The organism is Psychrobacter sp. TB20-MNA-CIBAN-0197, from assembly GCF_040309765.1.
GTDB classification, from domain to species: Bacteria; Pseudomonadota; Gammaproteobacteria; order Pseudomonadales; family Moraxellaceae; genus Psychrobacter; species Psychrobacter submarinus.
This window is the reverse complement of the sequence record NZ_JBEOPC010000038.1, coordinates 1-16794: the sequence shown is the minus strand read 5'-3', so window position 1 is coordinate 16794 and position 16794 is coordinate 1. Positions and strand designations below refer to the sequence as shown.

15 protein-coding genes are annotated in these 16794 nt (G+C 45.5%); 7 read left to right on the top strand and 8 right to left on the bottom strand.

Annotated features, from left to right (window positions below; genetic code table 11):
* Positions 1-94 precede the first annotated feature (94 nt).
* Positions 95-883 carry a peroxide stress protein YaaA gene (yaaA, locus tag AAEY83_RS11315; protein WP_025644081.1) on the top strand — a complete coding sequence of 263 codons (789 nt, stop codon included), beginning with the start codon at positions 95-97 and terminating at the stop codon, positions 881-883.
* A 119-nt stretch (positions 884-1002) separates the two neighbouring features.
* On the opposite strand, the gene groL is transcribed toward yaaA, so the two are convergent.
* Together groL and AAEY83_RS11305 are read right to left on the bottom strand one after the other, a co-directional pair.
* A complete protein-coding gene (groL, locus tag AAEY83_RS11310; RefSeq protein ID WP_025644083.1) occupies positions 1003-2658 on the bottom strand; it encodes a chaperonin GroEL in 1656 nt (551 codons plus the stop codon).
* Positions 2659-2736: 78 nt separating this feature from the next.
* On the bottom strand, positions 2737-3027 hold the full coding sequence (locus AAEY83_RS11305; RefSeq protein ID WP_025644085.1) for a co-chaperone GroES: 291 nt from the start codon (positions 3025-3027) through the stop codon (positions 2737-2739).
* Positions 3028-3729: 702 nt separating this feature from the next.
* Between AAEY83_RS11305 and AAEY83_RS11300 the strand changes: the two genes are divergently transcribed.
* Positions 3730-4479 carry a DUF3108 domain-containing protein gene (locus tag AAEY83_RS11300; protein ID WP_156923937.1) on the top strand — a complete coding sequence of 250 codons (750 nt, stop codon included), beginning with the start codon at positions 3730-3732 and terminating at the stop codon, positions 4477-4479.
* A 162-nt stretch (positions 4480-4641) separates the two neighbouring features.
* Here AAEY83_RS11300 and AAEY83_RS11295 read toward each other — a convergent pair whose 3' ends face one another.
* On the bottom strand, positions 4642-5022 hold the full coding sequence (locus AAEY83_RS11295; RefSeq protein WP_299069150.1) for a hypothetical protein: 381 nt from the start codon (positions 5020-5022) through the stop codon (positions 4642-4644).
* Between the two features lie 160 nt (positions 5023-5182).
* On the bottom strand, positions 5183-5800 hold the full coding sequence (gene wrbA / locus AAEY83_RS11290; RefSeq protein WP_084212595.1) for an NAD(P)H:quinone oxidoreductase: 618 nt from the start codon (positions 5798-5800) through the stop codon (positions 5183-5185).
* 184 nt (positions 5801-5984) lie between these two features.
* Between wrbA and AAEY83_RS11285 the strand changes: the two genes are divergently transcribed.
* The 3 genes from AAEY83_RS11285 (at position 5985) to AAEY83_RS11275 (ending at position 10600) form a co-directional block, all read left to right on the top strand.
* Positions 5985-7490, top strand: coding sequence for a YihY/virulence factor BrkB family protein (locus tag AAEY83_RS11285; RefSeq protein ID WP_025644093.1), 1506 nt, complete (start codon positions 5985-5987; stop codon positions 7488-7490).
* A 127-nt stretch (positions 7491-7617) separates the two neighbouring features.
* Entirely contained in the window at positions 7618-9240 is a 1623-nt protein-coding gene (locus AAEY83_RS11280) for a DUF2254 domain-containing protein (RefSeq protein WP_025644095.1), read from the top strand.
* 82 nt (positions 9241-9322) lie between these two features.
* Positions 9323-10600, top strand: coding sequence for a cation:proton antiporter (locus AAEY83_RS11275; RefSeq protein WP_025644097.1), 1278 nt, complete (start codon positions 9323-9325; stop codon positions 10598-10600).
* A 129-nt stretch (positions 10601-10729) separates the two neighbouring features.
* Here the strand turns inward: AAEY83_RS11275 and AAEY83_RS11270 are convergent, their stop codons facing one another.
* The 3 genes from AAEY83_RS11270 to AAEY83_RS11260 form a co-directional block, all read right to left on the bottom strand.
* Positions 10730-11215, bottom strand: coding sequence for a DUF2127 domain-containing protein (locus AAEY83_RS11270; RefSeq protein ID WP_025644099.1), 486 nt, complete (start codon positions 11213-11215; stop codon positions 10730-10732).
* The gene (locus tag AAEY83_RS11265; protein WP_025644102.1) at positions 11208-12389 is read right to left on the bottom strand and encodes a dihydroorotase; all 1182 of its coding nucleotides are present in this window, start codon (positions 12387-12389) and stop codon (positions 11208-11210) included. The genes AAEY83_RS11270 and AAEY83_RS11265 overlap by 8 nt, the downstream gene beginning before the upstream one ends.
* A 122-nt stretch (positions 12390-12511) precedes the next feature.
* Positions 12512-13585, bottom strand: coding sequence for an aspartate carbamoyltransferase catalytic subunit (locus AAEY83_RS11260; protein ID WP_025644104.1), 1074 nt, complete (start codon positions 13583-13585; stop codon positions 12512-12514).
* 434 nt (positions 13586-14019) lie between these two features.
* Between AAEY83_RS11260 and AAEY83_RS11255 the strand changes: the two genes are divergently transcribed.
* Both AAEY83_RS11255 and AAEY83_RS11250 read left to right on the top strand, forming a co-directional pair.
* Positions 14020-15003: a class 1 fructose-bisphosphatase gene (locus AAEY83_RS11255; protein ID WP_025644106.1), complete on the top strand. Its 984-nt coding sequence runs from the start codon at positions 14020-14022 to the stop codon at positions 15001-15003.
* A 128-nt stretch (positions 15004-15131) separates the two neighbouring features.
* Positions 15132-15926 carry a TrmH family RNA methyltransferase gene (locus tag AAEY83_RS11250; RefSeq protein ID WP_037058632.1) on the top strand — a complete coding sequence of 265 codons (795 nt, stop codon included), beginning with the start codon at positions 15132-15134 and terminating at the stop codon, positions 15924-15926.
* A 32-nt stretch (positions 15927-15958) separates the two neighbouring features.
* Here the strand turns inward: AAEY83_RS11250 and AAEY83_RS11245 are convergent, their stop codons facing one another.
* Complete coding sequence (locus tag AAEY83_RS11245; RefSeq protein WP_025644110.1) at positions 15959-16639, bottom strand: 2OG-Fe(II) oxygenase; 681 nt, start codon at positions 16637-16639, stop codon at positions 15959-15961.
* Between the last annotated feature and the right edge of the window lie 155 nt (positions 16640-16794).

Here is a 16794-nt window from a genome sequence, read left to right as displayed (position 1 = left end):
TGCTATGGTAGTGCCATGACTGACATCACAATTGGCTAAGTTTTTGCTTGCCCTATTTATTGATAATTACTCGATACTTAAAAAAGGAGCCTCTATGTACTTTGTACTCTCCCCTGCCAAGTCTTTAAATGAAACGGACGCTGTGCCATTGAACCTTGGCAATTATTATAGCCAGCCTGCCCTCATTGACGACTCAGCTCAACTGATAAAAACCCTTAAAGCCAAAGATCCGATGGATTTGCAAGAGCTTATGAGCATCTCCGATGATTTGGCGCAGCTAAATAGCGAGCGTAACCAAGCATGGCAAATGCCACATGACTCGGACAATGCCAAGCCTGCCGCTTATCTGTTCGATGGTGATGTTTATACTGGACTTGCCAGCTATGAGATGGATAAAGACACCATGCTGTATCTCAACGAGCATTTGGGTATCTTATCTGGTCTATATGGCGTGTTAAAACCGCTAGACTTGATGCAGCCGTACCGCTTAGAGATGGGCACTAAGCTAAAAAACGCGCGCGGTGATAATTTGTATGAGTTCTGGGGCGAGAAAATCACCGATGCTATTAATAAGCAGATGGCCGATAGCGATGACAAGGTACTGATTAACCTAGCGTCTAACGAGTACTTTAAATCGGTTAAGAAAAAAGCACTGGACGCGCAGATTATTACCCCTAGATTTGAAGATGAGAAGAACGGTCAATATAAAGTGATTAGCTTTTATGCCAAAAAAGCGCGCGGCCTGATGGTGAAATATGCCGCGGACAATAAGCTGACCAAAGCGGAACAACTCAAAAAGTTTGATTTGGTAGGTTATTATTATGTCGATGAGCTGTCTGACGATAATACTTGGACGTTTAGAAGAGATGAGGTAAATTCTTAATTTTTAGCGGATTAAATAAGGACAAAAAACCCCGATAAGCTCTCGCCTATCGGGGTTTTGTCTGCTGCGTACTATAGCGTAAAAGCTACAGTACTAAGCAGTACAGGTCAAAGGGCTGATTACATCATGCCGCCCATTCCACCCATGCCGCCCATTCCACCACCAGCGCCAGCAGGCATAGCACCCATGCCGTCATCGCTTTGTGGTAGATCAGTGATCATCGCTTCAGTCGTCAGCATAAGACCTGCAACAGAAGCTGCGTTTTCTAGCGCTGAGCGAGATACTTTAGCAGGGTCTAAGATACCCATCTGTAGCATATCACCGTATTCGCTAGATGCTGCGTTGTAACCGTAGTTACCGCTACCGCTCTTGACTTCGTTGACCACGACTGACGCTTCTTCGCCAGAGTTAGTCACGATTTGACGTAGCGGCGCTTCCATCGCGCGGCGTAGGATATTGATACCCGCGTCTTGGTCATCGTTATCGCCTTTTAGCTCAGATAAAGCGTTCATCGCACGAACGAGTGCAACACCGCCGCCAGGAACGACACCTTCTTCGACAGCCGCGCGAGTGGCATGTAGCGCATCATCAACGCGATCTTTTTTCTCTTTCATCTCAGTTTCAGTTGCCGCGCCAACTTTGATAACTGCTACGCCGCCAGCAAGTTTTGCCATGCGCTCTTGTAGCTTTTCTTTATCATAGTCAGAGGTAGACTCTTCCACTTGACGCTGAATAGATTCAACACGCTCGTTGATAGCTGTGGTTTCGCCTGCACCATTAACGATGACGGTGTTTTCTTTACCGACAGTGACTTTTTTGGCAGTACCGAGCTGCTCAAGGGTCGCTTCTTCTAGGCTTAGGCCAATCTCTTCTGAGATGACCGTACCGCCAGTCAAGATAGCGATATCTTGTAGCATCGCTTTACGGCGATCGCCAAAACCAGGGGCTTTTACGGCACAAGTTTTTAGGCCGCCGCGCATGTTGTTGACAACTAAGGTCGCTAAGGCTTCGTTTTCAACATCTTCAGCGATGATAAGCAGTGGCTTGCTCTGCTGCATGACTTGCTCAAGTAGTGGCACGATTTCGCGGATGTTGCCGATTTTTTTGTCAACCAATAAGATATATGGGTTTTCAAATTCAGCAGTTAAGCTATCTTGCTTATTAGCAAAATATGGGCTGATATAACCACGGTCAAACTGCATACCTTCGACCACTTCTAGAGTGTCCTCAAAGCTTGAGCCTTCCTCGACAGTGATAACGCCTTGCTTACCGACTTTTTCCATCGCTTGCGCAATAAGCTCACCGATTTTGGTATCTGAGTTCGCTGAGATAGAACCGACTTGAGCAATAGCTTTTGAGTCGTCCGCTGGCGTTGATAACTGATGAATCTGCTCAACTGCCGCGCGTACCGCTTTGTCGATACCGCGTTTGAGATCCATAGGGTTCATGCCGGCAGCGACTGACTTCATGCCTTCTTGCAGGATAGACTGAGCCAATACTGTAGCTGTCGTAGTCCCGTCACCGGCGACATCGTTAGTGCGGCTAGCGACTTCGCGAACGAGCTGCGCGCCCATGTTCTCAAACTTATTTTCAAGCTCGATCTCTTTGGCAACCGAAACACCATCTTTAGTAATGGTCGGTGCGCCAAAAGACTTATCGATTACCACGTTACGACCTTTAGGTCCTAGAGTGACTCGTACTGCGTTTGCTAGAACGTTGACACCGTCCATCATTTGCGTGCGAGCATCAATGCCAAACTTTACGTCTTTTGCCATGTCAAATTACTCCAATATTATTTTTGTTAATGTTTAAAAAGGTTTTATATAAGTAAATCGGGTATAAGAGGTTTAAAATTAACCTTCTAGTACACCCAATACATCAGACTCTTTCATAATCAGTAGCTCTTCGCCGTCAACTTTTACCGTTTGACCAGCATATTGACCGAACAAAACTTTATCGCCGACTTTAACATCTAAAGTGCGGACTTCACCGTTGTCACGAACCTGACCGTTACCCGTCGCTAGGATCTCACCCTGTGATGGTTTTTCTTGCGCTGAACCTGGTAATAAAATGCCACCAGCCGTTTTGGTTTCTTCTTCTATGCGGCGTACGACAATACGATCATGTAAAGGACGAATATTCATCGTTAGGACTCCAAAAGTTGTTTGAATAAAAGGTTCCATGTCAGTCCAATAATAGCAGCGCCGTCCAGCTTTTGTTTTTGACTACGCTATGGGCGCACTATTATAGACTCGCTTCAATAATAAGCTTCGAGCTTGTTTCAAAAAGTGGGGGCATAGGCATATCGCTTCAAGGGCGTGGGCCAAAAATTTACAAGAATAATGCAGATAAAAAAGGGTTTATCCCAAGTTAACAGCAAGCTTGCTGACAGGATGTTACTAAGCCTAAATGCTGTCCTGTTTTGGGTAACATCAACTACAAGAGCTAGACGTCTACCCAAAGGGCAAACCTTGAAAATGTAACAAGGTATGACCATTATAGTAGCTGACAATCTAGTGCTATAGTCAATTCGAAATAAAATCGATACATTAATATTGCCGTGCTACTGGTACAAATTTTCCTTGCTTGCTGTGTGCTTTGCACTTTTCGATGCTGCGCAAAATTCATCCCAGTAGCACTGTATCGGTTTTAAAGTGGATCAGCTATAACAAAGAAACACTAATAGCTACTGAGCGGCCACCATCGAATCATTAAAAGTCGAAACATGAAAAGTTGAATCGTTAAAAACGAATCATTAAAAGTTAAACCACTAGAACTCGAACAATCGAAAGTTAAATTATAAAAATCTTGCCACTCATTAGCGGTATAATTATTAAGGAATATCTATGACTGTATTATCTTCTTTAACTGCCATTAATACGCAACAACGCAACAACAAACGTACTACGCTCATAACAGGCGCTAGTATCGCTGCTATCGGAGCTTTATCTATGACCGTCCCTACTCTGGCTAGCGCCAAAACCGTTCAGCCTTCGACCGCTGATTATAGTTTTACCGTTGAAAATAAATACAAAGGTAACGCGACTCGTACCCTCAAAAAATCAGGCAATACTTGGAACTATAATGTGAAAGCTCGCGTAGCCGGTGTTGCAAGTGCGTCGCAAAGTAGTACCTTTACTATTATGGGCAACAATGTCACACCTTCTAAGGCGAGCACCACTTATAAGCTCTTAGGTATTGGACGTACGCATAATCTAAGTTTTGATTCGGCAGGTAAAAAGGTCACGAGTAGCTATAAAGGCAAAACCACAACGTCAAATATGGCGCAGCAAGCGTTTGATGATTTGAGTTTAGAAGTGCAAATTCGTCAAGACTTGTTAAATGGCAAATTCTCGGGCAACTACTACATGGCCAAAAAAGACAAAGTAGAAAAAACGCCGTTTAAAAAGGTAGGCAATACAAAAGTCACTGTACCAGCGGGTACGTTTGATACGGTACGAGTGGATCGTATCCATGATGATAGCGATCGCTCAACCAGCTTTTGGCTTGCACCAAGCCTAGATTATCTGCCTGTAAAAGTCAGTCAGATTAACGATGGTAAAAAGATGGACTTAGAGTTAAAAAAAGTGCGTTAAATGGTAATGCATTTAAGCTTTAAGCTTTAAGCTCTAAGCTCTAAGCTCTAAGCTGCAAAACTAACAGCTCCAAAGCTAAAAAGTACAAAACAAGAAGGTACAAAACGAAAAGCGGCGCTCTATAAATAGTAGAGCGCCGCTTTTTTATGTCAAAACATGCCGCTATTTTTGTACTTTATTCATCGAAGGTAAGCGCTTGAGCAGGATAAACAACCAAACATTGATTGCAAATAATAAAGCAAAATCAAGCCCATAAACCAAAATCTCTGTCCAACTGGTCCCATAAAAGCGCGTGAATAATACGACGCCGCTAGCGCCTAGATACACTAAGGTCAACATGCTGCTGACCAATAACATATAAGGAGAGCGCCCGCGTAATATGACAGGGGTGATAATAAAGGCCGGTATTAGCCATAAGCCATACCAAGCGATGCCGCCAATAATATCGGGATTGCTCGGATTAAACAGACTAATAAATATCGGCAGCACTAATAGCCGATACACTAGCCACACTAGCCAAGTTAGCAGCAAGCGCTGCTGCATAGGCGCAATAGGCTTTTTTGGCTTGACGGATTTAGCGGGTTTAGGGCCGGATGTTTGCTTAGAAGGCGTAGAAGTTGTGGACATTAGCGGCGGTAGTTTCCTAATTTATAGCACGTTTTTCGTTTAGCTTTTTGTCTGTGAGCTCATAAGCTCTCAGCCTCTAACGCTTCCAGTTTGCTTGCGACAGCGCTTGGGCAGTAATGGCTAGCCTGTGACCTTGAGCAATGGCCAGTTCGCGCTCATCATCGGTTATAGGCTGATCATGGGCGGCGCCGCTGACATGGCTTGCACCATAAGGCGTGCCACCGCGCTGGGTGCGATTGAGCGCCGCCTCACCATAAGGCAAGCCTACGATCATCATGCCATGATGCATAAGTGGCAACATCATCGTCAGTAGTGTCGTCTCTTGACCACCATGCATAGAACCGGTTGCGGTAAATACGGATGCAGGTTTGTTTTGTAGATTACCTGCCAGCCATAAGGTCACTGTATTATCCCAGAAGTATTTCATGGGGGCAGCCATATTACCAAAATGCGTCGGACTGCCTAAGGCCAATCCAGCGCAGTTCTTGAGATCGTCCATAGTACAATACAGGTCGCCCTCATCTGGTATTGCCGCTTTGCTTGCAGTCGTTTCAGCTGCCACCGTCGGCACCGTACGAATACGCGCGGTCATCCCGGCATCTTCTATCCCCTGAGCAATGGCATAAGCTAAAACGTTCGTGGTGCCATGACTTGAGTAATATAGCACTAATACATAGGGATCAATCTGACTCATTGGCAAAGCTTCCTTTTGGCTGATACTTGTCGAAACGATGGAATTACAGGCTACATTATGCCCGAGTCGTTGACTGACATGCAAACCGGCGAGTATTGCCTAGCATTTTGACACAAATAAGTGGCAACTGACGCTAGGACATTTTGTTACACTATTCTCACCTCTATCTTTCTACATGGTCAGTATGGAAAAATTAACTCAAAAACTCCCTTTTTTGCAGCAGCGTTGGTTTAAGTTTACGCAGTTTTTGGTTCGTCACTTCTTCGAAGATAACTGCCAGCAAAAAGCGGCCTCTTTGACCTACACAACCATGTTATCGATTGTGCCTATCGTCACGGTATTGCTGATGATTTTGTCTTCAGTGCCGGCGCTAGCTGCTGCCCGCGCGCAGATATACGAGTTGATATATAGTAATTTGCTGCCGCAATCGAGCCTACAAGTCAGTGAATACATCAATAATTTTGCCGAAAAGTCGACTAACTTGACCGCTATTGGTGTCGCGATTTTATTTGTCACTACTATCATGACTTTGACCACTATTGAACGCGCTTTTAATCAGATTTGGCGCGTCGATGAACGCTCAGGCGGTCTCAAAAGTCTGCTGCGCTATTGGACAATTATCACTTTAGGACCCTTAGTGTTAGGGACGGCTTTTATCGTCTCAAGCACGGTGCAAAGCTTGAGCTTTCTAAATCGTCAAATAGCTGGGTATGGTATCGATTGGTCGTTTTGGGTGCAGATGGTGTCGATCGGCATTACCGTTGCAGGCTTCATTGGTATGTATTGGTTTATTCCCAAAGCGCGCGTACCAGCGAAAAGCGCTATTATCGCGGGCGTTATCGTCGCGGTGGTGTTTGAGCTACTCAAGCATGTGTTTGGTACGGTGATGACCAACTTCACCAGCTATGAGGCGATTTATGGTGCTTTTGCCGCGGTTCCTATTTTTCTGTTATGGATTTATTTGTCTTGGAATCTGATATTACTAGGGGTTGAAATCAGCTATACCTTGACTATTTTTGAGACCGAAGAGGTCTATCCGCGTCATCCGTTACTGAGCTTGCTTGATATGCTCAACTTAGTTTATAGCCGTTATCTTAAAGGCGAGGTGGTCAGTGAAGTAGAGCTGCGTAACGTCTTGGGCCGCAAAGAGCTGCCTAAATGGTATCTTTATATTAATTACCTAAAAGACAGCAATCTGATCACTATGACTGATGACGACGATTATGTGCTCAAAAAAGATTTGAGCCGAATGACGCTATGGGATTTTTATCGGACGCTGCCCTATCCGCTACCGATTAAAGACGAGCTTGATGAGATGACGCTAGAGGATCAAGAGCCATGGCTGAGCTTACTAGTTGATCGGTTTGAGGATACAGAGGCTTTTGCTAAGCAGCAATTAAACCTGCCACTAGCTGCTATATTTGCGCATAGTCATCCGCGCAAAAAACATCCAGTAAAGGCCGGTAAGTCTGAGCCCTTCAAAGATAAGCGGACGCCGCCTTTTGAACCTGAAGCTTATGATAAAGACAGTGATGTCTCTCAAAATGATGATGATCTACAAGCCATTATCCCTAAGGGAGAGGTAAAACCCGCCAATACCGCTCGCCACAAAACTAGACGTAAAACCTTGCAGCGACGTCCGGCTACTAATGAGGGTAATATCATCACTGAAGCCGATAAGCCGAACTAGAATGATGAATACCTTTATAAGCATTGCTTTAAGGTCACCTTGATTAAAAGCCATATTAATTAAAGGTTATCTTGATTAAATAACCGTTAATAACGACTGAATAATAAACAATAGGGAGTCTGCGGCAGTGAGTGACCATACCAATAATAAGCACAAAAACTTACTGCATCGGTTTATCACCGTAAGCTTACATAGCGTTAAGCACTTCACGAGTCTTTTATCAAAGCAGAACCTAACGAGCCTGCCAGATCGTCTAAAAAACATTTGGGAGCGGCTGATAGGCTCTTATTGGTTTATCCCGACCTCCTTTGTACTCCTAGGCATTCTATTAGCGCCCCTACTCATCTCTATCGATCAGCGTTTAGATCGTGAGACGGTTCGAGACATCAGCTTCGCGTTTACCGGTGATGATGATGCCGCGCGCGCTATTATGACATCGATTGCAGGCGCTGTACTTGGCGTGGCGGGTACTACCTTTTCTATCACCATCGCTGTACTCTCCATGGCGTCCTCACAGTTTGGCCCTAGACTATTGCGGAACTTTTTGACTGACACTTCTAATCAGTTAGTGCTCGGGGCTTTTATCGGCACTTTTAGTTATAGCCTTTTGGTCTTAAAGTCGATTCATAAGTTTGACGTGAGCTTCGGGGTTCCGCAGCTGGCAGTGACTTTTGCCATTGTTATGGCCATTATTTGCGCTTTATTATTGGTGTACTTTATTCAGCATATGGTCCATGCGATTCAAGCTTCGCATGTGATACAAGACGCTAGTGATGATGCTATTGCTAATATTGATTATTGGTATAGCGAGACCTGCGACATCGAGCATCAGCGCGATGCCGCAGATAAGGATATCGATGATTATTTGTCTTGGGCAGCTGCGCCCATCTATGCTCCAACCTCAGGCTATCTGCAGCAGATATATATTGACTCCTTAATTATTTTAGCGAAGGACTACGGCGGGATAATCCGATTACAGACGAACCTTGGCAGCTTTGTCACCGATAAGAATATTATGGGCTATTTTTATCAGCGCCCTGCTAGAGATGATAGCTACTTACAAAAGACCAAAACCTCAAACTTAGCCATTATGCCGCGCGCTCCTGACGCACTGTTTTGGCAGCGTTTTGCGACTGGTATTGAGTTAGAACAGCGCCCATCACATACTAACGATATCGGCTACAGTCTAGGACAGATCACTGAGATTGCCATACGTGCCTTATCTCCTGGTATCAATGACCCCAAAACAGCAGTGAACTGCATTCAATCCTTGTCCTCTTGCTTGAGTCTTATGATGCGCCGTCAGCCACCAAGCCCCTATCATTTCTATCATCCGGCGCGTAATAAAGATATCAATGAGGTTACGGTGAGTCAGTCGCGGGCGTCTACCTTGGCAGTGGTGACTAAAACGCCAAAGATATCTGACTTTATTGACACCTCATTGGGTGAGATACGCCGTTATGCGACTGCTGATCTGATGGTGCTCAAAGCGCTTTGCCAAGCGCTAACCGATCTTAACTATGCTCGAGTCAATAGCGCGCAGCGCCAGTCCTTGCTGCATGAGCTAAAACTCATTGAAGCGGCCGGTCAACAAAACTTGGCTTATGATGAGCTGACAACAGATTTGCTCGATATGTGCTGGCAAGTGCGGCAGTTTATCCAAAGTGAAGATGCGCAGCATCAGTATTTTACTTATACCAGCACCTTTGACAGACATATTAGCAAAGCATTAGAGAGCCAGTCGAGATAACTTAATGCCGCTTTAGCGCGGTAAAACACATCGCGGCTTTTATTTTAATTAGTTTACTTTAATACCTATCTGAGACAATTTTATGGCATCTACCTCCGGCCTAAGCATCCTTGAGATCAGCGCTATCTTCTTATCGATAACTGCGCTTTTAAGCTACGTTAACCACCGCTTCATTGGTTTACCCACCACTATCGGGGTGATGGTGATATCCATTTTGCTGTCAATCTTTGCGATATTTTTGGGGTTTTTGGGTTTCGATCAGCTGATCGATTATGAGATCAGTTTATTAGAGCAGCTTGATTTCACCGAAGTCTTGCTCGACGGCATGCTCTCTATGCTGCTATTTGCTGGCGCTTTGCATGTCAATATTAGTGACTTGCGCCGCTATAAGCTGCCTATTGGTATATTGGCTTGTATCGGTACTATTGTCTCAGCACTTCTTATTGCGACAGCGATTTATTTGATGCTGCCGCTACTAGGTTTTAGCTTGCCTTTTATTTGGTGCTTATTGTTTGGCGCTTTAATCTCACCAACCGACCCTATCGCTGTGATGGGTATTTTGGCCTCTGCTGGCGCGCCCAAAAGCTTAGAGACCGTTATTGCTGGCGAGTCATTATTCAATGACGGTATCGGCGTCGTTATCTTTGTCATTTTGCTTGGAATTCTGACCAGTGGTGATATTCCAACGGCTAATTATGTGGCGCACACCCTAGCGGTTGAAGCTGGCGGCGGTATCGTTTTTGGCTTAGTGTTAGGCGCGATTTTGTATTACTTAATCAAGAGCATCGATAGCTATCAAGAAGAGGTGCTCTTGACTTTAGCTGGTGTCATCGGTGGTTATGCGCTCGCCAGCTATTGGCACCTGTCAGGGCCACTCGCGATGGTGATGATGGGTCTGATGTTAGGCAATCGCGGTCGTGCATTAGCGATGAGTGATCAGACTCGTCATTATGTTGACTTGTTTTGGGAGCTGATTGATGAGATTTTGAACGCTATTTTATTTGTTTTAATCGGCCTTGAGATCGTAATGATTGCTTATTCTAGTAATCTGTTTATCGCTGGCGGCTTGACCATTATCATTGCGCTACTAGCGCGCTTTATTGTCGTGGGTATGACCACAAAGACCTTTAGTCGACAGCTGGACTTGCCAGGTGGCGCTTGGAAAGTGTTGACTTGGGGTGGTTTGCGCGGTGGTATATCCGTCGCCTTAGTATTGCAGCTCCCCATAGGCGCTGAGCGTGACATTTTATTAGCCCTAACCTATGCGGTGGTTATATTTTCAATTTTAGTACAAGGCTTGAGTGTCGGCAGGGTCGCAAAAAGTATTGGGCATGATAAGCCTTCAAAAGTTGGCTTATAAGCTTGAACTGTCTAGCAGTTAAATCGATATAAAGTAAAATTAGATAAAAAAAGCAGCTATTACTCTAATTCTTAGTCATAGCTGCTCCGTTTATGAATACAGAATACATCTCAAGGACTAGCAGCACTTTTATATTAAACCTTTACGCTTCATATTACGATAAACCACTATGACAATGATAATGTTTAATACGAGGATAAATAACTTAAACCAGTCAAAAGGGCTAGTGATGAGATAGTACACTTCAACTGGGATAAATATACCGTAACCAAGCACGCTAAACCAATAAGCCCAGGTCTTATCCTGCCACAAGCCATACGCCTCAATAAAACGAATACTCGCGTAAGCACATATAAACAGCAAAAATAATGGCCAATTTTGACTGGCGCGCTGCGCAATCGCAACGACACTCTCAACCTGCGGCGCTAATAGCTGCCCAAAGTACTGCTGCCAAGAGTGCGTTGCAGTCGCTAACCAATCTTCAAGATCGCTATGCCATAGCCATAATGCTCCGGCACCTAGTAGCGCGCCCACGCCTTTAACAATCTCATAAATGGCGACCGCTTTTATCGATTCGCTAGCCGCGCTGGTCTTTTGCCTAGCTATGTTAGACAAAGAAAGTCTCCACAACTCGGCCTTGCAGCTGCTGCGCAAAGAACGGAGTGTTTTTACCATTAGACAGCATCGTCTCGCTTGTCACTTGCCACTCTACATTCGGATCGACTAAAACTGCGCCGCCAGTGTTTTCATACTGCGCGCTGATACCAGCAATTTTGGCAGGATTAAGGCATATCTTATCGACCAGTTGCTCTAGAGTTAAGATCTCATCGCGTACCAGCTGGCAAGCAAGCGCCATAAAAGTATCAAAGTTAGAAATACCTGGGGTGCTCTCAGCAAAAGGCGCTTTTTTGGCAGTTGCATTAAGAGGTTCGTGATGGCTGCAAATCGCATCTATAGTGCCATCTTGTAGACCACGGCGCAGCGCTTGCTGATCGGTGTTACTACGGAGCGGCGGCAACACGTAAGCTTGAGCATTAAATCCTTCCAAGTTATCGTCAGTGAGATACAGTTGATGCATAGCTACATCGCACGTCACCGGCAGACCTTTATCTTTTGCCCAGCGCATCAGCTCCACTGAAGACTTGCAAGACAATTGGCTAAAGTGCGCAGCGATACCCGTCTCCTCCACCATCAATAACTGCTTCGATAGGGCGACGGTTTCAGCGATCCACGGAATACCTTGCAGACCATGATAAGACGCAATGTAGCCTTCATGTGCGACCCCTTCACCGGACAGACTCGGCTCATCAGGATAAAAAAACACTTTTAGACCAAAAGTGGCGGCATACTCCAAGGTGCGCAATAGCACTAAATCATTAGCGAAAGGCTGGCGGGCATTAGAGACAGCGATACAGCCGCCTTTTTTTAGACCGGCAATGTTAGAAGGATTATCGCCTCTTAAGCCTTCGGTCAAAGCGCCAAGGATATGCAAATAAATACCGCCATCTTCAAGTGCGCGCTCACGCAGACCCTTAAGCAGTGAGCCATTTTCTAAGATAGGGTTGGTATCCGGCGGAATCACCACATGCAAAAAGCCATTACCGCGAGCAGCACGACCCTCTGAGATTAGCGTGCCATGCTGCTGTTGCCCCGGCTCGCGCAGACGCGCGCATAGATCTACTAATGGCGGTAGTACCCACATCTCGCGATCGGCTGTCAATGTTGCTAACTGAGCTGTCGCTGTGCTTGGCAGTGATTTTTTGAAAGATTCTGGGAGTAAGTCGTGCATTTGAGTGTCTGAACTTGTGAGGGTTGTCATGAGCGTTATTACCGTATCAATAAGCGGGATAAATAAGAATAAAATAGCATAGTAAGATACTAGGGCTTGACCCTATACTCTACTAAATGAGATTAGCTACGAGCTGCTTGGTGCGCGCGCTGCCCTTCCATCGCCAAAGCCAATACCGCCATACGAATAGCCACCCCATTACTGACCTGCTTTAGGATCACTGACTGGGCGCCATCTGCCACACTAGAGGCAATCTCAATACCGCGATTCATCGGCCCCGGATGCATAATGAGGGCATCAGGCTTCGCTAGCGCAACGCGCTCAGGGGTGATGCCATAATGTTTGTAGTACTCACTCGATGAGGCCAGTAGCGGCGAGCCAATCCGCTCGTTCTGTATTCTCAGCCCCATGATGACATCACAGTCGGCCACGCATTCATTCATATCCTCATAGACGTTTACGCCAAAACGTTCAATACCTTTAGGCAAAAGTGTGCGCGGCGCAATGACTCGAATGTCCTTGACCCCTAACGTTTGTAGCGCACTAATATCTGAGCGCGCAACTCGTGAGTGTTTAATGTCGCCAATAATCGCCACCGATAGCTCTTCAAATGGGCGCGGCGCTTCACGATGGATGGTGAGCATATCGAGCATACCTTGGGTCGGATGCGCGTGCCAGCCATCACCGCCATTGATAATGGCAATATCTGGGGTGACCTCTGTAGCCATAAAATGCGCTGCCCCTGAGGCCGAATGACGCACCACAAAAATATCCGCGGTCATCGCTTGCAAGTTCCATAGCGTGTCGCGTAAACTCTCCCCTTTTTTGGTACTTGAGCGCGCAATATCGATATTGAGCACATTAGCGCCCAGACGTTTTTCAGCTACCTCAAAGGTGGTGCGTGTCCGCGTTGAGGGCTCAAAGAACAAGTTCATGACCGTACAACCCTCAAGCTCAGGCCGGTTTAACAATTGACCTTTTTCATCGATAAAAGTCTCGGCCTTAGCGATGATGCGTTGAAGCTGCGCTTTATTAAGTCCTTCCACTCCTAAGAAGTGGCGAATGCTGCCATCATCATTGAGCTGCGGGCGACTCAGCGAAATATCGAGCTGCTTATGGATAGCGCGAGGATCGACCTTAGCGTAGTCTGTGGGCGAGATATTGGCGGTTGAACGGATATCATTAGAAGTTGGCATAGTCACGAATCTTTATTATTGATGTAGTAGAAAGATTTTATAAAATAAGTTTAATATAGATCTAAAGGCTCTAAGCGATAATATTGTAAGCAAACAGCAAGCCTATAATTACAGACAAAAAGACTTTGTAGTACTTATTTGCTACACTTTACGTGACTGCATTGCTGTCGTCGATAATGATAATAACAAATCAGTAGTAATGTCCGTCATAACGATAGTGTAGCTGATTTTTGTAGTCGTACAAGGGTCCCGTATTATCTATTTATCACGCTCATTTATGACGTGAAGCATTATTGCCTTTTTAATAGTTTTTGCAAGTCCAGATAGCACTCGATAAGAATAAAATAATAGTTACTTATATTGTATCTAGAGTATGTTGAACCTACGCTACCCTATACTTTTAACCTCTACCTTTACATCTCCTAGGAAACCCTATGATGACCTTAGCACAATATCTAAATCACCACTCTGCAAACCCTGCGGTCACTGAGCTTATTACGACGGTTACTGATGTGGGTAAGACGATCTCACAACTGCTTCAAAAAGGCGCGCTAGCGGACATCTTAGGAGAAGCGGGTAATCAAAACGTGCAAGGCGAAGAGCAAAAAAAGCTCGATGTGCTAGCCAACGACTTATTGCTAGAAGCTTTAGCAGACAACAAACATTGTGCTGGAGTAGCATCAGAAGAGCTCGATCACGCTACACCTGCCAATAAGGACGGTAGCCTACTTATCTTGTTTGATCCTCTGGATGGCTCATCGAACATCGATATCAATATGGCAGTGGGTACTATTTTTTCTATTTTGCCCTACCAGCGTCAAGGTCAAGTCAGCGCTGATGAAGACTTTTTGCAAGCTGGCAATCAACAACTAGCAGCAGGATATCTATTGTACGGTACCTCTACGGTTCTTGCTTTGACTATAGATGATAACGTCGCTATGTTTAGCTTAGATCCCGATAGCGGCGACTATTTGCTGATCGAAGAGCAAGTACAAATCTCAGCGGATACTAGCGAGTACGCTATCAATGCCTCGAATTATCGATATTGGAAGCCGCCTATGCAGCAGTATATCGATGAGCTAATCGCTGGCAAAACTGGCGTTCGTGGCCGCGATTTTAATACTCGCTGGGTTGCGGCCATGGTCGGCGATGTGCACCGAATCTTATGCCGCGGCGGTCTTTTTACTTATCCATTCGACACTAAAGACCCCAACAAAGCCGGTAAACTGCGCTTAATGTATGAAGCCAATCCGATGAGCTTACTTATAGAGCGTGCAGGCGGCATGGCAACCGACGCTATCACACGTATACTAGATATCGAACCCACCGATATCCATCAACGTGTACCGGTGGTGCTCGGTAGCAAAAACGAAGTCGCTTATGTCAAACAGCTCCATAGCGCTCATAATGAGTCGTAAGCTTAATTAGCTAAAGTAACGCTGATAAGGAGTTACTGAGATCAACCTTATCGGCGGCCCTTTGACTGGCTCTATTTCTATCATCCTTGCAGTTTTTATTTTCATTATCACCTTTTAAGCAGGCTGCTATGACCTCTACTCCTATTGAGCTGATTACCTCTGATAAGAATCAAACCGTAAAGCTGGCAAAAGCGCTCTTAACTCAAGCTCGCCAGCGTAAAAAGCAAGGGCAAACGGTCATAGAGGGCATTCACTTAATGGACGCAGCTCTGCGCAGTGACTACCCCTTAGTGCAAGTACTATTAGCGCAGTCGGCACATAGCCACCCTGAGGTGCAGCAGCTATTAGCGCGCCTGCCTACTTATACCAGTATTTTGACTGTCGCCGATTCGCTCTACGCCAGCTTTCGCAGCTTAGGGGCAGGCGTAGATATTATGGCGATAATCGATATACCGGCCCCAGCTCTGCCTACAATTGATCATGACTGCTTGATCTTAAATGATGTACAAGATAGTGGTAACGTAGGCACCTTACTTCGTACGGCAGCGGCGGTCGGTATCGAGACCGTGCTTTGTAGCACGAACACCGCGCAGGCATGGTCGCCCAAAACCCTACGAGCCGGCATGGGTGCTCAGTTTGCTCTGAACATCTACGAAAACTTAGCTATAACAGATATCTTGCAGCAAGTACAAACGCCGCTACTTGCGACTAGTTCTCATACAGATACCTTGATTTATGACTATGACTTACGTAGCCCTATTGCGTGGATAATGGGACACGAAGGCCAAGGGGTGAGTGATGAGCTCATGCAGTGCGCGACCCCTATTGCGCTACCGCAGCCCAATGGTCAAGAGAGCTTAAATGTGGCTATCGCAGGGTCGCTATGTCTATACGAGACGTTACGGCAAAGACAGTATAGCTAAACCTCCTTAAACTTCACGCTAGAAACTTCACGCTAGCTGACGTAAGGGTTTGCTCGTAGCCATTTAGTGGCTAAAAACTTCGTGCCTTTATTTACTGGCATGCCTGCGTGTAAGCTTAAAGGTTCGATACTGCCATCAAACTTGGTGTTAGCAAAATATAATGCCATACCCTTTTTGGGTCTGACTTCTAGATTTATCTTTGGAAAGTTAGTACCACCGCCCGCCTCGACATCCGATAGATACATCAGCAAAGTACCGACGCGTTGACCACCTTTACCGATGTTTTTTTGATAATTTGCGTTTTTAGGATCAAAAAAATCATAATGAGGACGGTACTCTTGGCCCTTACCATACTTTAAAACCTGTAACCCTTCTCCATGAACCACTGGCCAATGTAGTAATGCTGCTATCCTATTTTCTATCGTCGTTATCAAAGGCGTAGCACCGCGCTGGAAGCCGTGGCTTTTACTGGTTCTGGCATCGTGCTCTGCAAAAGTACCATCGACAGGGCTCACAACTCGAGAGTCTCGCATATTACCTTCAGCACTGCTTATCAGTTGATCACACTCTTTATGACTTAAGAAGCCCTCGATAACGGCGACAAAAGGAGGATAAAAAGTCGATGCCAGTCTCACCGTCTTATCCGGCAGCACTATCGAGTTATGGCTCATATCCATATAAGGAATATTGATCGTACCTGATTGCTGCGACATTAGCTCATAGGCTGCGCCATAAAAACCTCTCTCAAAAAGCGTATTAATGATTTTATGATAAGCGACGCCGCGATTTATATCTTAGATTAACACATGAAGTGCAATACCAAATGCAAGGTGAAAAAAAGACCTAGATGCGCTAGCATCAAAGTTTT

Excerpts from the sequence above, each read along its gene's own strand:
- yaaA (WP_025644081.1), top strand. The coding sequence starts at position 95 with ATGTACTTTGTACTCTCCCCTGCCAAGTCTTTAAATGAAACGGACGCT.
- groL (WP_025644083.1), bottom strand. The coding sequence starts at position 2,658 with ATGGCAAAAGACGTAAAGTTTGGCATTGATGCTCGCACGCAAATGATG.
- AAEY83_RS11305 (WP_025644085.1), bottom strand. The coding sequence starts at position 3,027 with ATGAATATTCGTCCTTTACATGATCGTATTGTCGTACGCCGCATAGAA.
- AAEY83_RS11300 (WP_156923937.1), top strand. The coding sequence starts at position 3,730 with ATGACTGTATTATCTTCTTTAACTGCCATTAATACGCAACAACGCAAC.
- AAEY83_RS11295 (WP_299069150.1), bottom strand. The coding sequence starts at position 5,022 with ATGCAGCAGCGCTTGCTGCTAACTTGGCTAGTGTGGCTAGTGTATCGG.
- wrbA (WP_084212595.1), bottom strand. The coding sequence starts at position 5,800 with ATGAGTCAGATTGATCCCTATGTATTAGTGCTATATTACTCAAGTCAT.
- AAEY83_RS11285 (WP_025644093.1), top strand. The coding sequence starts at position 5,985 with ATGGAAAAATTAACTCAAAAACTCCCTTTTTTGCAGCAGCGTTGGTTT.
- AAEY83_RS11275 (WP_025644097.1), top strand. The coding sequence starts at position 9,323 with ATGGCATCTACCTCCGGCCTAAGCATCCTTGAGATCAGCGCTATCTTC.
- AAEY83_RS11265 (WP_025644102.1), bottom strand. The coding sequence starts at position 12,389 with ATGCACGACTTACTCCCAGAATCTTTCAAAAAATCACTGCCAAGCACA.
- AAEY83_RS11260 (WP_025644104.1), bottom strand. The coding sequence starts at position 13,585 with ATGCCAACTTCTAATGATATCCGTTCAACCGCCAATATCTCGCCCACA.
- AAEY83_RS11255 (WP_025644106.1), top strand. The coding sequence starts at position 14,020 with ATGATGACCTTAGCACAATATCTAAATCACCACTCTGCAAACCCTGCG.
- AAEY83_RS11250 (WP_037058632.1), top strand. The coding sequence starts at position 15,132 with ATGACCTCTACTCCTATTGAGCTGATTACCTCTGATAAGAATCAAACC.
- AAEY83_RS11245 (WP_025644110.1), bottom strand. The coding sequence starts at position 16,639 with ATGTCGCAGCAATCAGGTACGATCAATATTCCTTATATGGATATGAGC.